The organism is Clostridium senegalense JC122 (assembly GCF_000285575.1).
In the GTDB taxonomy this organism is placed as follows: domain Bacteria; phylum Bacillota; class Clostridia; order Clostridiales; family Clostridiaceae; genus Clostridium_J; species Clostridium_J senegalense.
On the sequence record NZ_HE611054.1, the window covers coordinates 266,406 to 284,267 of the forward strand.

The 17,862-nt window shown below is 28.2% G+C and carries 18 protein-coding genes and 2 tRNA genes; 3 read left to right on the top strand and 17 right to left on the bottom strand.

Features of this window, described 5'->3' with window-relative positions:
* Nucleotides 1-5: 5 nt before the first annotated feature.
* Together CSGHG_RS17225 and CSGHG_RS17230 are read right to left on the bottom strand one after the other, a co-directional pair.
* Nucleotides 6-81: transfer RNA gene (locus tag CSGHG_RS17225), tRNA-Val, on the bottom strand.
* Between the two features lie 6 nt (nucleotides 82-87).
* Nucleotides 88-162 (bottom strand) — tRNA-Glu (locus tag CSGHG_RS17230).
* 627 nt (nucleotides 163-789) lie between these two features.
* Here CSGHG_RS17230 and CSGHG_RS17235 point away from each other — a divergent pair.
* Entirely contained in the window at nucleotides 790-2,019 is a 1,230-nt protein-coding gene (locus CSGHG_RS17235; protein ID WP_010298243.1) for a BaiN/RdsA family NAD(P)/FAD-dependent oxidoreductase, read from the top strand.
* A gap of 54 nt (nucleotides 2,020-2,073) precedes the next feature.
* Here CSGHG_RS17235 and CSGHG_RS17240 read toward each other — a convergent pair whose 3' ends face one another.
* The 15 genes from CSGHG_RS17240 to yedF all read right to left on the bottom strand — a co-directional run bounded on the left by CSGHG_RS17240 (nucleotide 2,074) and on the right by yedF (nucleotide 15,536).
* Nucleotides 2,074-2,259 carry a DUF1858 domain-containing protein gene (locus CSGHG_RS17240; protein WP_010298245.1) on the bottom strand — a complete coding sequence of 62 codons (186 nt, stop codon included), beginning with the start codon at nucleotides 2,257-2,259 and terminating at the stop codon, nucleotides 2,074-2,076.
* A gap of 240 nt (nucleotides 2,260-2,499) precedes the next feature.
* On the bottom strand, nucleotides 2,500-3,786 hold the full coding sequence (locus CSGHG_RS17245; RefSeq protein WP_010298248.1) for an adenylosuccinate synthase: 1,287 nt from the start codon (nucleotides 3,784-3,786) through the stop codon (nucleotides 2,500-2,502).
* A 329-nt stretch (nucleotides 3,787-4,115) separates the two neighbouring features.
* A complete protein-coding gene (locus tag CSGHG_RS17250) occupies nucleotides 4,116-5,114 on the bottom strand; it encodes a 3'-5' exoribonuclease YhaM family protein (RefSeq protein ID WP_010298250.1) in 999 nt (332 codons plus the stop codon).
* 267 nt (nucleotides 5,115-5,381) lie between these two features.
* Nucleotides 5,382-6,713 (bottom strand): replicative DNA helicase, encoded by a 1,332-nt coding sequence (locus CSGHG_RS17255; RefSeq protein ID WP_010298252.1) that lies wholly within the window; start codon nucleotides 6,711-6,713, stop codon nucleotides 5,382-5,384.
* A 350-nt stretch (nucleotides 6,714-7,063) separates the two neighbouring features.
* On the bottom strand, nucleotides 7,064-8,938 hold the full coding sequence (gene lonC / locus CSGHG_RS17260) for a Lon family ATP-dependent protease (protein ID WP_042317002.1): 1,875 nt from the start codon (nucleotides 8,936-8,938) through the stop codon (nucleotides 7,064-7,066).
* An 87-nt stretch (nucleotides 8,939-9,025) separates the two neighbouring features.
* Entirely contained in the window at nucleotides 9,026-9,469 is a 444-nt protein-coding gene (rplI, locus tag CSGHG_RS17265; RefSeq protein ID WP_010298258.1) for a 50S ribosomal protein L9, read from the bottom strand.
* Nucleotides 9,469-11,466 (bottom strand): DHH family phosphoesterase, encoded by a 1,998-nt coding sequence (locus tag CSGHG_RS17270; protein ID WP_010298262.1) that lies wholly within the window; start codon nucleotides 11,464-11,466, stop codon nucleotides 9,469-9,471. The genes rplI and CSGHG_RS17270 overlap by 1 nt, the downstream gene beginning before the upstream one ends.
* Before the next feature lies 1 nt (nucleotide 11,467).
* Complete coding sequence (locus CSGHG_RS17275; protein WP_162130925.1) at nucleotides 11,468-12,475, bottom strand: DUF2232 domain-containing protein; 1,008 nt, start codon at nucleotides 12,473-12,475, stop codon at nucleotides 11,468-11,470.
* Nucleotides 12,476-12,486: 11 nt separating this feature from the next.
* Complete coding sequence (locus tag CSGHG_RS17280) at nucleotides 12,487-12,804, bottom strand: MazG-like family protein (RefSeq protein WP_010298267.1); 318 nt, start codon at nucleotides 12,802-12,804, stop codon at nucleotides 12,487-12,489.
* Nucleotides 12,805-13,168: 364 nt separating this feature from the next.
* Nucleotides 13,169-13,414: a 30S ribosomal protein S18 gene (gene rpsR, locus CSGHG_RS17285; protein ID WP_026022428.1), complete on the bottom strand. Its 246-nt coding sequence runs from the start codon at nucleotides 13,412-13,414 to the stop codon at nucleotides 13,169-13,171.
* A 20-nt stretch (nucleotides 13,415-13,434) separates the two neighbouring features.
* Nucleotides 13,435-13,872 (bottom strand): single-stranded DNA-binding protein, encoded by a 438-nt coding sequence (locus CSGHG_RS17290; protein ID WP_010298273.1) that lies wholly within the window; start codon nucleotides 13,870-13,872, stop codon nucleotides 13,435-13,437.
* Between the two features lie 15 nt (nucleotides 13,873-13,887).
* Complete coding sequence (gene rpsF, locus CSGHG_RS17295) at nucleotides 13,888-14,175, bottom strand: 30S ribosomal protein S6 (protein ID WP_010298276.1); 288 nt, start codon at nucleotides 14,173-14,175, stop codon at nucleotides 13,888-13,890.
* A 150-nt stretch (nucleotides 14,176-14,325) separates the two neighbouring features.
* A complete protein-coding gene (locus CSGHG_RS17300) occupies nucleotides 14,326-14,517 on the bottom strand; it encodes a DUF951 domain-containing protein (protein WP_010298281.1) in 192 nt (63 codons plus the stop codon).
* Between the two features lie 164 nt (nucleotides 14,518-14,681).
* On the bottom strand, nucleotides 14,682-14,933 hold the full coding sequence (locus tag CSGHG_RS17305) for a DUF3343 domain-containing protein (protein ID WP_010298284.1): 252 nt from the start codon (nucleotides 14,931-14,933) through the stop codon (nucleotides 14,682-14,684).
* A 15-nt stretch (nucleotides 14,934-14,948) separates the two neighbouring features.
* Complete coding sequence (gene yedF, locus CSGHG_RS17310; RefSeq protein WP_010298287.1) at nucleotides 14,949-15,536, bottom strand: sulfurtransferase-like selenium metabolism protein YedF; 588 nt, start codon at nucleotides 15,534-15,536, stop codon at nucleotides 14,949-14,951.
* Nucleotides 15,537-15,863: 327 nt separating this feature from the next.
* Between yedF and CSGHG_RS17315 the strand changes: the two genes are divergently transcribed.
* Both CSGHG_RS17315 and yyaC read left to right on the top strand, forming a co-directional pair.
* A complete protein-coding gene (locus CSGHG_RS17315) occupies nucleotides 15,864-17,018 on the top strand; it encodes an aminotransferase class V-fold PLP-dependent enzyme (protein WP_010298292.1) in 1,155 nt (384 codons plus the stop codon).
* A gap of 126 nt (nucleotides 17,019-17,144) precedes the next feature.
* Nucleotides 17,145-17,759, top strand: a complete 615-nt coding sequence (gene yyaC / locus CSGHG_RS17320; RefSeq protein WP_010298295.1) for a spore protease YyaC — start codon at nucleotides 17,145-17,147, stop codon at nucleotides 17,757-17,759.
* Nucleotides 17,760-17,862 lie beyond the last annotated feature (103 nt).

Sequence of the window (17,862 nt, forward strand, 5' to 3'; positions counted from 1 at the left end):
GTATGTGGTGGTCACAACAGGGCTCGAACCTGTGACCCTCTGCTTGTAAGGCAGATGCTCTCCCAGCTGAGCTATGCGACCACTAAATGGTGACTCCTAGGGGAATCGAACCCCTGTTACCACCGTGAAAGGGTGGTGTCTTAACCGCTTGACCAAGGAGCCATATGTCCTTTTGCTTTTGTTAGGTCTTGTGCATAGTTTCCTTCGCACCCGACAAGTAATATAATACCTAAACTCTTTATTAATGTCAACATTTTTTTATATTTTTTTTCGTATTTTTTTATTTTATTTTAAAATTTAGCATTTTCAACAATTTAAACTAGCTAAGATAGGTTAAAACTAAACTAATTTATTATTTTATTACTGCTTTTGTTGAAAAATTCATGTAAAAAAGTGATTTTTTAAGCTATATTTAGACTTATATCTTTCTTTTTCACTGGTAAAATTACCTTTTTGTATAATTATTTATTATTTTCTATTTTAATCACTATATATTTTAAAAGTTCATTTGATGTTATTTAATTGTAACGGTTATAATATATAATGAATCTATCTAGATTTTTGATTTATTAATTAATTGTACAAAAATTTTATTCTAAAATATTTTATTGAAATTAATTATGATTTAGGTATTTACGTACTTTTGTATATACTTAAAAATTACAATGTACATACCTATATCTTTTACATATTTATTTTTTTTAAACTTGTTTACAAGAATTTTACATATTTATATTATATGTAGAGTAATTTAACTCTATAACTTTCATTTAGGAAGGAGAAATTTATTTGAATCACGATATTATTATAATTGGAGGCGGTGCCTCTGGTATTATTACTTCTATTTTGTGCAAAGACATGGGTTTAGATGTTGCTATAATTGAAGGTACTGATAGAATTGGGAAAAAAATATTAACAACTGGTAATGGTCGTTGCAATATAACAAATAAAAATTTATCATCATTAAGATATCATAGCTCTAATAAAGATTTTTTTATATCTGCCTTAGAGAAATTTACTTTGCAAGATACTATAAATTTTTTTAATTCAATTGGAATATATTTAACTACTTTAGAAGATGGAAAAATGTATCCTATGTCACTGCAAGCATCTTCAGTTGTTGATTTATTATTATTAGCACTTGAAGAACGTAGCATACCTATTTATACAAATAAAAAAGTATGTAATATTTATAAAAATAAAAGTTTTAAAATTCAATGCACTGATGATGAATTTTTCACTTGCAATAAACTAGTCATTGCTACCGGTGGAAAGAGCTACCCTAAAACTGGTTCTGATGGTTCAGGTTTTAAATTATCCAAAACTTTAGGTCACTCAATAATTAATCCTGTTCCAGCTATTGTACAGCTTAAACTAGATTATAAAAAACTTAAAGCTATATCCGGTGTTAAGTTTGATGGAAACACTGATATATATGTAGGTAAAAAACTTGTTCGTAGTGAATTTGGAGAAATTTTATTTACTGACTATGGAATATCTGGCCCACCAATACTCCAACTTAGTAGAATCGCATCTTATAGTATTTCTAAAAATAAAGATGTTTTTATTTCTGTAGATTTAATGCCTAAATTTAGTGAAGATGCCCTAATAGATTTCTTAGAAAATCATTTTGGAATAAATTCTTATAGATCTATATGTGATGCATTAATAGGAATTATAAATAAGAAACTTATTCCTATCATATTAAAAGAATGTAATATTGAAGATATCCACAAACCGTGCTGGTCATTAGAATGGCAAGAAAAAGACGCTCTAATTAAAATTTTAAAAAGTTGGAAATTTAAAGTTACAGGAACAAAATCCTTTGATAATGCCCAAGTAACAGCCGGTGGCATAGATACTACTGAAGTTAATAATTCTACATTAGAATCCAAATTAATAGATAATCTTTTCTTTGCTGGTGAAATTCTAGATGTAGATGGCGATTGTGGTGGATTTAACCTTCAATGGGCATGGAGTTCAGGTGCAGTTGTTGCAAATAGCTTAAAAAATAAATAAACATAAAGCTATCTTAAAATATATTTATCTTAAGATAGCTTTTTCTTGCATTTACTATTTATTTAAAGCTTCTAGTAATGCGTTTAAATCTAGTCCATGAACAGCTGCAGCTTCTTCTATTGTTTCAGCTTGTGCTGAAGGACATCCTACACATCCCATTCCAAAGTTCATTAATATTTCTATACTTTCTGGATAGTTTCTAACGATTTCTCCAATTTTCATATCTTTAGTTATTTTCATATGTAACACCTCATTTATTAAATTTAATCATTTTTATTGTTCTCTGTTAATTATTATTTATGCTTATATTATATATTATTTTGTAAGTAAAGCACGTAATATATGTTACCTATTTGAAATTTAAATAGAATATTTTTATTTATTTGATAATATGTTAAAATTTTTTTATTCTATATTAATATAAAAAAAACACCTTATAAAAATAGATTTAAAATCTATCTATAAGGTATTTTTTATAAATTAAAGTTCGTTAATCATCATAGTTTGGTCTCTTCTTGGACCTACAGAAACTATTGCTATCTTAACTCCTGTAAACTCTTCTATTCTTTTTAAGTATATTTTAGCATTTTCAGGTAATTCTTCATATGATCTAGCATCTGCTACGCTATCATCCCAACCATCAAACTCTTCATATATAGGTTCACATTTAGCTAAATCTTCTAAACTTGCTGGAAAATAATCTATAACTTTATCTTCAAATTTATATCCAACACACATTTTTAATTTTTCAAGTCCTGCTAATGTATCTATTTTAGTTACACTAAAGCTTGTTAATCCTGAAACTCTTGCTGCTGTTTTTAATATTACAAGATCTAACCATCCACATCTTCTACTTCTTCCAGTTGTTACTCCGTACTCATGGCCCTTTTCTCTTATCCAATCCCCAGTTGTATCATTTAATTCTGTTGGGAATGGTCCTTTACCAACCCTTGTAGTATAAGCTTTAACAACACCTACTGCACTATCAAGCATTGTTGGTCCAATTCCTGTTCCAGTACATAAGCCACCTGCAATTGTATTTGAAGATGTTACATATGGATAAGAACCAAAGTCTATATCTAAAAGTGTTCCTTGAGCACCTTCAAATAAAACTTTTTTATCTGCCTTTATTGAATCAAATATTCTTACTGATGTATCAGATACAAAAGGTTTTATTCTTTTACCATATTCAACGTATAATTCATATACTGTCTCTATATCTAAAGCTTCTCCACCATAAATTTTTGTTATCATATCATTTTTCTCTGGTAGGTATTGCTCTAATTTTTTTCTTAAAATTTCTGGTTTTATTAAATCACAAATTCTGATTCCACATCTTTCAAATTTGTCTGTATAACAAGGTCCTATACCCTTACGAGTTGTTCCTATATCATTTTTTCCTCTTGCTTCTTCTTTTAAAGCATCAAGTACTTTGTGATATGGCATTATAACCTGTGATCTATCACTTATTATTAATCTATCTGGAGTTATGCTTTCACCTAAGCCTTCTAAGTATTCAATTTCCTTAAATAGTGCTTCTGGATCTACAACCACACCATTTGCTATTACGTTCAATTTTTCTTTATATAGTATTCCTGAAGGAATTAAGTGTAGTTTATATTGTTTATCTCCTACTTCAACAGTATGACCTGCATTGTTTCCACCTTGAAATCTAACAACTACATCTGCTTTTTCTGCTAGATAATCTGTCATTTTCCCTTTACCTTCGTCTCCCCATTGGGCTCCTAAAATTACAAATGATGACATGTTAATTACTCTCCTTCATCTTTCAATTTCTATATCTTATATTTAAAATATAGATAAAGATTTTTACTATGTTAATTTCATAGGAATTTTAAATTTACATATTAAAATTTTAATTCCTAAAAAGTGATATCAAGCTTATGATTATTATAATTTTAGAATTATAATAAATATTTTAATTGTATATATAACTTAAATTTCCAGCTTGTTTCACTATATAATTATTATCTGTAGTACTTAAAAATTTACTCCGCAATATATGTTATCAAAATCGACATTTATCGTCAACAAACTCCACGAACGTTATTCGGTTAATTATATAAATTTTTCGCTTATTTGCTCTTATTTTTACTTAAATAGCTTTTATATATACTTAAATTATCTAAACTCCATACTCTTTCTGAAAATTCCCCGCATTCAACGTCTTTTAAAACTTTTCTCATATCATATAATCTTGCATCCATAACGTCTAAATGATGTAATAATTCTGCCTCTGGTATCATTGGTTTTTTAGGACTTCCGTATTCAGGTTCATAGTGGTGAGTAAGTATCATATGTTGCAATAAAGTAATTATTTCTTTATCTGCATTTACTTCTCTTCCAACAGTATCTATTAAGTTTATTCCTAAAACTATATGGCCAAGTAATTGACCTTGCACTGTATACTGTGATACTATTCCAAGATCACTAGAATCCATCTCATAAATTTTAGCTATATCATGAAGTATTACACCTGCAAATAATAAATCCTTGTCTAGGTCCGTATATATATTTAAAAGTGCTTCTCCTGCTTTTAGCATAGTTGTTACATGATATAATAACCCTCCTTTTACAGCATGATGATTTGATTTTGCTGCTGGGTAATACATAAGCTTTTCTTCAAAACTTAAAATAATTTTTTCAGTTATATTTCTAATATGCTCATTATCTATTTTGCATATATAATCTAATAATAATTCATACATTTCTTCTGATTTATAAGGAGCTGTTGGAACAAAATCTTCAACAATTACATTATCCTCATCATTTAGCTTTCTTATTCTATCTATTTTAAGTTGAAGCTTTCCTCTATATTCATTTACAGTTCCTCTAACTCTCACCATCATATTTTCTTTGAACATTGTTTCAAGCTCTTTTGGCACTTCCCAAAGCTTAGCATTTATATTTCCACTATTATCTGTTAACGTTAAATCTAAATATTTATTTGTAGTACTATTATTTGTAAATTTACACTCCATGGTTTTAATTAAAAAATAATTTTCAATTCTTTCTCCCTTTGTAAACTCATGTATTTTCTTTATTAAAAAGTTTTCATTTTTCTTTGATTCCATTGTATTTCTCCTTGAAACTAAATATTATTTATCTGTGAAGATATGTATTTAATATGTTAAACATTTTTATTAGTATATTATCTTATATTAATCTTTATATTTACATATTACTTTATCTGTAATTTCTATATAAAAAACTTCTCTTTTATAGAAATTATTAATTTTTTATATAGAAATTATTTTATTATGGTAATTTTTATATCGTTATAAAATTATAAGAACTCTTGCCCTTTAAATCTAAAAGCAAGAGCTCTAAAATTTCAAATATTATTCTCTATGAATTACATCTAAAGAACCAAATTTACTATATTGTCCAAGCCATGCTAGTTTAACTGTACCAACAGGACCGTTTCTTTGTTTAGCTATAATACATTCAGCTATATTCTTATCTTCTGTTTCCTTGTCATAATACTCATCTCTATATAAGAACATAACAAGGTCAGCATCTTGCTCAATAGATCCAGATTCTCTTAAATCTGAAAGCATTGGTCTATGATCTGCACGTTGTTCTGGGGCACGAGATAACTGTGATAATGCTACTACTGGACATTTAAGTTCTTTAGCTATAGCCTTTATACTTCTTGATATCTCTGAAACTTCTTGTTGTCTACTCTCTCCTCCACTACCACTCATCAATTGAAGATAGTCGATTAATATCATATCTATTCCATGCTCCATCTTTAATCTTCTACATTTAGAACGCATTTCCATTATCGAAATACCTGCTGTATCATCTATAAATATTTTAGCATCTGCTAGTGGTCCTGATGCTCTTGCTATGTTTTCCCAATCTTTTTCATCTAAGTTACCAGTTCTTAATTTAAGCATATCTACATTTGCCTCTGCACATAAAAGTTTATATGCAAGTTGCTCTTTACTCATTTCAAGTGAAAATATAGCTACACTTTTTCCAGCTCTTAAAGCTGCATATTGTGCTAAGTTTAGTGCAAAAGTAGTTTTTCCCATAGATGGTCTTGCTGCAATAAGAACCATATCACCACTTTGAAATCCAGATGTTTTATCATCTAAATCTTTAAAGCCTGATGGTACCCCTGTTGTTTCACCTTTATTATTATAAATTCTTTCAATTTCTTCAAATCCTCTTTCTAAAACAACACTCATATGTTCAAAATCACTTGTGTTTTTTTCTTCTGAAATATTAAAAACAGCCTTTTCTGCTAAATCTATAACACCTTCTACATTATCCTGTTTGGTATAGCAATTTTCAATTATTTCTGTAGAACTTTTTATTAACTTTCTTAGTGTAGACTTTTCTTCTACAATTTTTATATATGAATTTAAGTTCGCTGTTGTCGGCACAGATGAACTTATTTCTGTTATGTATGATATTCCACCAGCAGCATCTAACTTATCATTAGATCTTAAATGTTCTATTAAGGTTATCATATCAACAGGTATATCTTTTTGATATAACTCTCTTATAGATTTAAAAATTACCTTATGGCTATCTCTATAAAAATCCTCACCTTGCAGTGTCTCTGCAGCCTGTGCTATGGCACTTTTATCTATAAGCATAGAACCTATAACAGACTGTTCTGCTTCTATATTATGTGGCATACTTCTAAGAGTTGCATCCATAAATATCTCTCCTTTCAACACTAATTACACCTATTGTAGCGAAACCTTACATAAGTAAGATTCTGTGTTTCTCATTTATATTAAACGTTTATTGCAATCTTATTTTTAAAAGTTATACTTCATCTATATCTTACAATATATAAGAGTTAATTTAAAAAGTTTGCTTATTATATTCATCTACTACATATGCATAGTTTTGTTACTTATCATTATTTTATATATTATAATCTTAAAACAGCATATAGATAAAGTCTAGACATATACTTCAATATTACCTACATGCTTTAAAGTTCTTATATAAATAATTATAACCCTGCTATTAAAAATTTAAGCAGGGTTATATTTTAATTTTAAAAAACTATTTTCATTAACTCATCTATAGTATCTACAATTTTAACTTCTATATCTTCTAATCCAATAGGTACTTCATTTTCATTATCCTTTGGAACAACTATAGTTTTAATACCTTTTCTTCTAGCACCATAAACTTTTTCAAATATTCCTCCAACTGGTTTAACTTTTCCTCTTAAAGAAATCTCACCAGTTATTGCAACATCCTGTCTTAACGGTTTATCTAAAAGAGCACTTATTATACATACAGTTATTGCTGCTCCTGCTGAAGGACCATCTATGTTTCCTCCACCAACAACATTTACATGGATATCATAATCTTTTATATCTTTATTGGTTATTTTTCTTATAACTGAAGCTGCATTAAATACTGAATCTTTAGCCATAGAACCTGCTGTTTCATTAAATCTTACAGCTCCTGTACCTTTTTCCTTAGCTTCAAATACTGCTGCTTCTATTTCTAATGTTGACCCTAAATAACCAGCTACCCCTAGTCCGTATACTTGTCCAACTTCTTTGTCCTTATTACTATTTAATTGTTCATAAGGTTTTAATCTACTTATAGATACAACCTCTTGTAAATCTTTAAGAGTAAGAACAATTTCTTTTCTTTCTTTATCACTATATAGAGAATATCCATAAACATCTGCTAATATATTCACAGCTTTTCTACCTTCAATAGTATATCTACTTATTTCTCTTGCTACACCATCTTCTAGTTTAACTTCTAATTTTTCTGCAGCGTTTATAACTATTTTTTCTATATCTTTTTGTGATAATGGTTCAAAATACACTTCTGTACATCTAGATCTTAATGCTGGATTTATCTCACTTGGGTCTTTTGTTGTTGCACCTATAAGAACAAAATCTGCTGGTGCTCCATTTTCAAAAAGATATTTTATATATTTAGGCGTTTGGTCATCATCTGGATCATAATATGAAGATGAAAACTCAACTCTTTTATCTTCTAATACTTTTAATATTTTATTTTGAAGTATAGTGTCTAATTCCCCTATTTCATCAATAAATAACACTCCACCATGAGCCTCTGTAACTAAACCTGGTTTAGGCTCAGGTATTCCAGTTTCTGCTAAGTCCCTTTTACTTCCTTGATATATAGGATCATGTACTGAACCTAAAAGAGGATTTGCGATTTCTCTTGGATCCCATCTAAGAGTTGTACCATCAACTTCAACAAATTTTGCTTCATTGTCATATGGAGTATAAGATAATTTTTTAGCTTCTTCTAAAGCTAAACGTGCTGCACTTGTCTTACCTACTCCTGGAGGTCCATACAATAATATATGTTGTGGGTATGGACATGCCATTTTAGATATTAATGATTTTATAGCTCTTTCTTGTCCAACTATTTCTGAGAAGCTTTCAGGTCTTAACATAGCCATAACACTTTTAGTTAGTTTCTTAGAATCTAACACTTCAAGCTCTGCATATTTTTTAAGGGTTTTTGCATTTTCACAACCCTTTTGTTTTTTTATTATGCCAAGTCTGATTTCGTCTATGTACTTGTCCTGTTTTTCATTTAAATGATGCTCTACATCTTTTTCAATCTTATTTTGGACATATCTTTTAGCAACTACATTTGCTAATATTTTGCTTGTTTCCTCTAAAACCTCTAGCTCATTAATGCTACTAGGTATAACATCAATACCTTTTCCATTACTTATTATTTTATTTATAGCAAATAATCTTTTATATGGATTTTTGCTCTCTATAAGTTTTTGAAGCTTAAATTTTACTATTCTAGATCTTATTGTTCCATCATCCAAAACTTTATACATTAATTCATATAAAACATCTACTTCAATATCAAAAGGTATTTCTTGTTCTAATCCTTTATTTTCTATGTCATTCATTGATAACTTTTTCAAAATTAATCCGCTTTAGTGAGCATACCAAGCACTATACTCACTAAAGCGACCTCCCTTCAGTTTTCAAAATTATTATTGTTCACTAACAACAACCTTAATTTTAGTTGATACTTCTGGGTATACTTTTACTTCTATCTCAAAAGTTCCCATAGTTTTTATTGTATCTGTAACAATTTTTTTCTTATCTACTTTTACATTGTATTGTTTTTCTAAGGCTGCTGCTATATCTTTGCTTGTTATAGCTCCAAATAATCTGCCATTATCTCCGCTTTTTGCAGATATTTTTACTTCTTTATCTTTAAGTGACGCTGCTACTTCTTGAGCTGCTTCCATCTCTTCTAATTTTTTCTTTCTTTCTGCTTCGTTTTTCTTGTTTAAAATATGCATATTTGCATCATTAGCTTCTTGAGCTAATTTTTTTGGAAACAAGTAATTTCTAGCATATCCGTCAGCTGCGTTTATGACATCTCCTTTTTTACCTACACTTTTTACATCTTTTAATAATATAACTTTCATTATTTGTCACCTTCCCTTAAGTATTTATCTATAGCTTGATTTAACAATTTTTCTGCTTCATCTAATGTAACGGATTTTATTCTAGCACCTGCCATTGTTAAATGTCCGCCGCCACCAAGGGATTCAAGTATAACTTGAACATTAATATCTCCAAGAGATCTTCCACTTACATATGCGTCTACTCCCATTTTAACAATAACAAAGGATGCTTGAATACCTGTAATATTTAGCAACTCATCCGCTACTTGTGCACTTAATACATTATATTCTATATTTGGTGGACATACTGCAACTGCTATTCCATTTTTTACATTAGCTTTTCTCATAACCTCTGTTTTTGAAATATAAGTTTGTAAGTCCTCTCTAAATATCTTCTTAACCTCAGTTGTATCAGCACCTAGCTTTCTTAAGAATGCTGCTGCTTCAAAGGTTCTCACCCCTGTTTTAAAATTAAAATTTTTAGTATCTAAGCAAATTCCTGCTAAAAGACCAATAGCCTCCATAGATTTTAAATTTGGCTTATCTACCATATATTGAATTAATTCTGTTACAAGTTCTGATGTTGATGATGCATAAGTTTCTGTATAACTTAAAAGCGTATTACTTATATAGTCTTTTGCTTTTCTATGATGATCGATTATAACAATTTTTTCAAAAGCATTAACTACATCCATAGATAAAACATGACTTTCATTATGAACATCTACTATTATTAGTATACTCTTTTCATCCTTCATAGACAAAGCTCTTTCTGGAGTTATAAAAACATCCTCATAATCTCCATCAGATTTTAAATTTTTTATAAATTGATCCACGGAATTATTTTTTATATCTACAATTATATATGCATCTTTTCCAATAGATTTAACTGTACTATACAAGCCAACTGCAGCTCCAACACAATCAATATCTGAATTTTTATGTCCTAAAATAAATACATTACTACTATCATTTATAAGTTCTAATAATGCATGAGCTATAACTCTAGCTCTTACTTTAGTTCTTTTTTCAATCTCTTTAGTCTTACCGCCATAAAAAGATAATTTTTCTAAATTTTTAACAACAGCTTGATCTCCGCCTCTACCTAATGCTAAATCTTTAGCTGTTTCTGCAAACTCTTCATTTTGACCTGGAGTACTTCCGCCTCTACCTACTCCAATACTTAATGTTACAGCTAATTTATTTCCTACATTTATCTCTCTTACTGTATCTAGTATATCGAATTTTTTCTCAAGTTCTTTTTCTATATATTTATCCTGAACACTTATAACATATTTATTTGCTTGATATTTTCTTATCATAGCTTTCATACTTTGTGCATAGCTATTTATAGTTTTTTCTATATCAGCTATTAACTGAGGTGCTAAGTCTTCCTCTGTATTCTTTATTACTTCATCTAAATTATCAACTTCTATTAAAATTACACTTTCTTTATTATCATTTATACTATCTAATAGCTGTTGCTTTTCTGTGACATCATAAAAATATAGTAAGATTATTTTCCCATCTTGTTGTAATCCATCATCTTCAACTATATTAATATGTATATCGTAGTAATCTTCTCCTATTTTAATTGATTTATATATATTTTTCTTACCATCTAATACTTGCTTTACATTAAACTCTTTTATAAGCTCCCTAATACTCTCTCCAAGGACTTTTTTGTCATCTAATTTAGAAGCCAAATTTTGATTGTACCATAATATATTTCCTTTTGTTCCTACCATAATAAAAGGAAACGGAAAATTTGATAATGTACTGGATGTAGCAGTATCCATTTTAGCTGATACATTATCTATAAGTTTAGACCATTGATTGTTATTGTCTCTAATATGCTTTATATTATAAACAATTAACCCTCCATATAGGACAATTAAAAATACACCTAAAAGGTAGTGTTTTAATAGAAAAACAGCTAGTATAAGTAATCCTATTATTACCATGTAAAATTTATCATTTCCTATAAAATAGTTGTACTTATCTCCTTTATTATTCATATCAAGCTCCTTTACCTTTAAATATCCTATGTGGATCCAATTTTCTAAAGTCAAACAGCATTTCTATAATACCAATTAAAGCATAAAATTTACCTAACCCCATAGGATATGTTACGACAATTATAATGGTAACTGCTATAGGTGATAGCTTTTTCTTTCTCATCAAAAAATAACTTATTGCAGCTATACCGTTAATAGTTAATACAAATTCCACTAGTACCATTGATATAGTCATTGGATAAATAGCACTCTCTATTCCTCTTGATTTTAAAATAATAGATATTGACATAATACCAATTAATGCAGCTCCAACTAAATTACTTACATAAAAGTCTGCAAAAGACATTGCTTTAACATATTTAATTTTTAATTTTTTTAATATACTATTATTTAAAACAATTGTTATATATGTTAAAACAAAACTTTGAATAAGCAGTGTTGGTGGTATAAATGCTATTATATATTCCCTACTAACCATTTTTTTTGATAATTCTATAGTGTTTATTATCTGCTCTGACGCTCCCATTTTTATATAAGTATTTTTAGTTTCATCTATAATACTTAAAGCATAACTATTTATAGATGAAATAGTATCATTTAAAAATTGTGGGATAGTTATCTTTTCAACTAATAATATATAAAATACTATTGTTAAAGTTATAACCAAAATTGTTACAGAAAATATCGTTACAAAAAGATTATATGGTTTTTTATTTTGCTTTATACAATAGCCTAATGTAATCCCTACAATTGCATAGTTTATTCCAAAGAAAATTGCGGTTATAGGATTTACTAAAAATGCTGTTAAAATAAAACTTATAACTGCGCCTGACCCTGCTACATTTAAATTGTATCTTAAATATAAAATAGCAATTGGTATAGGAAGTAAACATACTCCTAAAACCTGCAATATGGGTAAATACGTAGACATAAGCACTATCATAAACATAACTACAGATATAAGTCCTACTTCAACTATAGCCTTCGTAGTGTATCTCTCTTTATTCATTTTTTCCTCCATTAGTTTCTCTCTTTAAGATGATTGTATAATTTGCTTAAATCTTTACCATCCTTTTCCATAGGATCTTCTTCAATTATTCCTATTTTTAGTTTTTTCTTCATAGTCTCATCTATCGCTAAGTGAGTATATCCAAGCCTTTCACCTAACACGTATAAAACTATAATAGCCCCAGAAATACAGTCTAAAATAGCTTCTTGAGCAACATTTCCACCTCTAGTTAAAAGCTTAAAAAAATCCCCAATGATGCATAATAAATCAGCCTTTAAGTTTTCTATAATTTTAACATTTCCCATAATATTAAAATCGCCTTTTCTCATATTTCACAACCCTTTCTTAAGCTATAAATCTATTTTAGATTCTTTTTTACTATGATGCAACAAAGCTTTTATACTCCAAGTATAGCACATTTTAAATCAATTTATAAATTTACATATTATGGTTTATATTATACTATAAAAATTATTATAAAAATATAAAAGATACATTATTTTTTAAAATTAAAGAAGTTTCTGTATTTTTATTATGCATTCTCTACTGTTTTACTATAAAAATACATATAATTTTTTATTTTAAAATTTACTTATATAAAAATAGGTTCATACTTTTAATAGTGTGAACCATAAATAGATAAAATAATAAAAGCAACAACTAAAGTTGTTGCTTTTATATCATCTTTAATTACTATTCTGTTGTGAATGGTAATAAAGCTATGTTTCTAGCTCTTTTTATAGATACTGTTAACATTCTTTGATGTTTAGCACAGTTTCCAGAAATTCTTCTTGGTAATATTTTACCTCTTTCTGTAACGTACTTTCTTAACTTGTTTATATCTTTGTAATCTATGCTTGTAGCTTTATCAACACAAAAAGCACAAACTTTTCTTTTTGCTCTTTTTCTGTTTCCGCCTCTTCTACGATCCATTGACATTACGCTCTCCTCCTTACCTATTAAAATGGTATGTCCTCGTTGCTATCCATTGGAGTTATGTCCGAAGATGCATAATCATCCCTTTGGAAGCCTCCGTTTCCATAACTACTGTTAGATGTTGTATTTCCGTTTGAAGATTTATCTCCCCATTCAAGGAAATGAACTTCATCTGCTACAACTTCAGTAACATATCTTCTTGTACCGTCTTTAGCTTCATAAGAACGAGTCTCTATTCTTCCTGCTACACTTATAAGTTTTCCCTTACTCATGTAATTTGCAGTACTTTCAGCTTGCTTTCCCCATACAACAACTGGTATGAAATCTGCATCTGGTTGACCTTCTCTTTTGAATTTTCTATTAACGGCTATTGTAAAAGTGGTTACAGCTGTTCCTGCACCTGGAGTAAACTTTAACTCTGGGTCTTTTGTTAATCTTCCAATCAAGACAACCTTATTCATTTAAAACACCACCTATTAGTTTTCTGCATTAATTATGATATGTCTGATAACTGCGTCAGATATTCTAAATACTCTGTCTAACTCTTTTGGTAATTCAGAATCAGCTCTGAAGTTTACTAGAGTATAGTGGCCTTCGTTAACTTTAGCGATTTCGTAAGCAAGTTTTCTTCTGCCCCAAACATCAACGTTTTCGATTTGTCCACCATTATTTTCTATTACACCTTTGAATTTTTCGATGTTAGCTTGAACAGCCTCCTCGTCTAATGATGGGTGTAATATGAATATAGTTTCATATAATCTCATTAGTTTCACCTCCTCCCCTCGGACTAACGGCTGTACTTTGTACAGCAGGGATTCCATTTATACATTTTATCACTTTAAATTTTAAAAATCAACATATAATTGATTTTTTATAATTTATTAATTTTAGGTAAATAATTTAATATTTGTTTTTTATTCATCTATTTTCCCAACAACTTTTTTAATAGAGTTTACAAACTTTGTTCTAGGCAACATAATTATCCTGCCACACTCTAAACATTTTATTTTAACATCTGCTCCTACCCTTATAACTTGCCAATTTTTACTGCCACAAGCATGGGCTTTTTTAGTTTCAACAATATCACCGATATCAAACTCTTTCATTGTTAACCCCACCTATCTTAAAGTTATTTTATATATTATAGCGTCTTCCATTATACTATATTATTTGACAACTTTTTTATATTTTAAACTAAATTTTAGGATATTTTATAACAAAAAAACTCTAATCAAATTGTATAATAAATTTAATTAGAGCCTTGTAAATCTTAAATTGATACTTCACAATAAGAAGTTTTATCTTTTAAATATACACTTTTTATTGTAAATTTCTCATTATTTATTAATTCTTTTACATTCTTAAACTGTATTTCATCAACTTTTAGGCTTATTCCACAGCTTTTAGTTATATACGATGGTGTGGGCATCATTGTTGGTTTTATTTTTTCAATTTTACATACACTTTCAGCCTTCATAGCTTCGTGAGTATTGTTAAAAACTAAAATATAGTATTTATCCATTTTTATCTCCTATGTTTATAGTTTTATAGTTTTATCACTACTATTCATGCACTCTATTATAGCATACATATTTGTTATTTCTCCAATTTGAACTAAATCTTTCATTTTATAAAAATCTAAACACAGTCCACAACTTAATATTTGAACTCCTCTTTCTTTTAGTTTTTCTAAACTTTCAAGTACTTCTGAATCTTTAACTACTAATTTAACACCACTATTTAAAAATAATAGTTTATCTGGTATTATATCTGCTTCTGAAAGAGCAAACATATAGCTTTTCATTAATGCAGTTCCTAATTCATCATCACCTGAACCTAATTTATCACTTCCAACTACAATTGAAAAAGTCTTTTTATTTTCTATTTCTATATCAAATTTTCCCTCTACATTTCCCTTATTTATATTTATGTAGTATAAACTATCTTTTTCTTCAAAATTAACCTTAAAACCTGCGTTTTCTGCAAATTTCATTACATTATTTTTAGCTACTTCATTATCAACAACTGTAGTTGCCACGCCACTTTCTATTCCATCAAAGTATTTCTTTGTATTTATAACTGGTAATGGACAGTTTAACCCCTTACAATCAATTACTTTACTCACTTTAAATTCCCCCTAAACTTTTAATTATAAGTTTCCATTTGTATTTATATTAATATGTATTTATACTATAATAAAGTTTATTTTTCATATAATTTTATAAATATAATTTTACTTAATGCTTACACTTATATTATAACAAAGAAAGAGCTAAAAATACTATTACAATAGTAAATAGCTTTTCTTAATCTATTTGTTATTATAATAGTATATTATATATATCTTTCTTTTGAATTAAAATTTGTATATAAACATTATTTTATAATTGAAAACTTCTGTTTGTATATAATAATGCATTACATTTTAAATGATTTTAGGAGGCTTATTAACATGAAAGTTTATTTAGATAATGGTGCTACTTCTTATCCAAAACCACAAACCGTTTATAATTCAATAATGGATTATATGACCCAAGTTGGTTCTAATATAGGTCGTGGTGCATCTAGTTCTTCTCTTGAAGGAAACCATATTACATTTCAATGTAGAGAATTAGTTTGTAATTTTTTCCATTTTGACAAAGTAGAAAATGTAATTTTCACTCCCAATATAACTTATTCTCTTAATATGCTTATAAAGGGCTCTGTAAAAAAGGGTTGGCATGTACTTACATCAGTTATGGATCATAATAGTACTTTAAGAACTTTACATAGTTTAAAAAATGATGGCGTAATTGATTTAGATATAATAGGTGCAAATAAAGATGGATTTATATCTATAGAATCATTTAAGTCTATGATTAAAGAAAATACTAAATTAGTAGTACTTTCTCAAGCATCTAATGTATGTGGAAGTATACAACCTCTAAAAGAAATTGGACAAATTTGTAAAGAAAAAGGAATCTATTTTATAATTGATACTGCCCAAAGTGCAGGATGTATTGATGTTAATTTTAAAGATCTTAATTGTAATGCTCTTGCTTTTACTGGACATAAAAGTTTGCTAGGTCCACAGGGTACTGGTGGATTTCTAATTGATGATAATTTTAATAATATATGCAATCCAATAATTGAAGGTGGAACTGGAAGCTCTTCTTCTGATGTACTTCAACCTACTTTTATGCCAGATAAATTTGAAAGTGGAACAATGAATGCTCCTGGAATTGCAGGATTACTTGCTGGAATAAACTTTATTAATAATGAAGGTTTAACTACAATAAAAGAACATGAAGATTACCTTGCCAAAAAACTTATAGAAGGACTTTTAAATATAGATAGTATAATTCTTCATGGAAGTAAAGAGACTATAGATAGAGCACCAGCCATATCTATAAATTCAACTAAAATAGATAATAGTGAACTAGGTTTTATGTTAGATAATCAATATGGAATTATAACAAGAACTGGTCTTCACTGTGCTCCACTTGCTCATAAAGCACTAGGTTCTTACCCTAATGGCTCTATAAGATTTAGTCTAGGATATTTTAATGATGAAAGAGATATCGATTATACACTTAATTCTATAAATAAAATATTAAAATCACTTTAATATAAAAATGAGCCTAATTAAAGGCTCATTTTTTATAGTCATATTTATAATTAATAAAATTTTATGTTTTAAAATGTATATCATTCTATTTATTGGTTAATAATTACAATAAAAGGAGTGATATATTTGAGAAAATTAGAATTTGACTCTTTAGCTTCAGACTGTTCTTATAATATTAGAGAAGCTGTTTCTAAAGAAATTTTACCAATTTTAAAAGATAATAGAGATATAATAATATTATGTATTGGTACAGATAGATCTACAGGAGATAGTTTAGGACCTCTTGTAGGAGATAAATTAAAATTTCTCAAAAGGAAAGGTATTTATATTTTAGGTAATTTAGAAAAACCTATACACGCTAAAAACCTCGTAGAAACATTAGATATGATAAATACTACATATAAAAATCCATATATAATTGCAATAGACGCATGCCTAGGAAGTTTACCTAGCGTTGGTAACGTAATAATAGATTCTAAGCCAATCACTCCTGGAGCAGCCCTTAATAAAGATTTACCTAGTGTTGGTAACTTAAGTATTACTGGAGTAGTTAACATATCTGGTTCATTAGAGTTTATGGTATTACAAAATACTAGACTTTATGTTGTAATGAATTTAGCCACAGTAATTGCCAATGGAATATACCATTCTATTATCAAAACTGTAGGAAGTAGAGAACAGTGTGAAAATATAAATATACCTGTTAGTAAAAATGACAAAGATAAGTTATTAAAGGCATAAATTATACTTTATACTTTATAACTTAGTATATTTTAAGTTTTATGAATGAATCAATATATCCCCAAATATATATTTATATAAAAAACAAAATGTTTCACGTGAA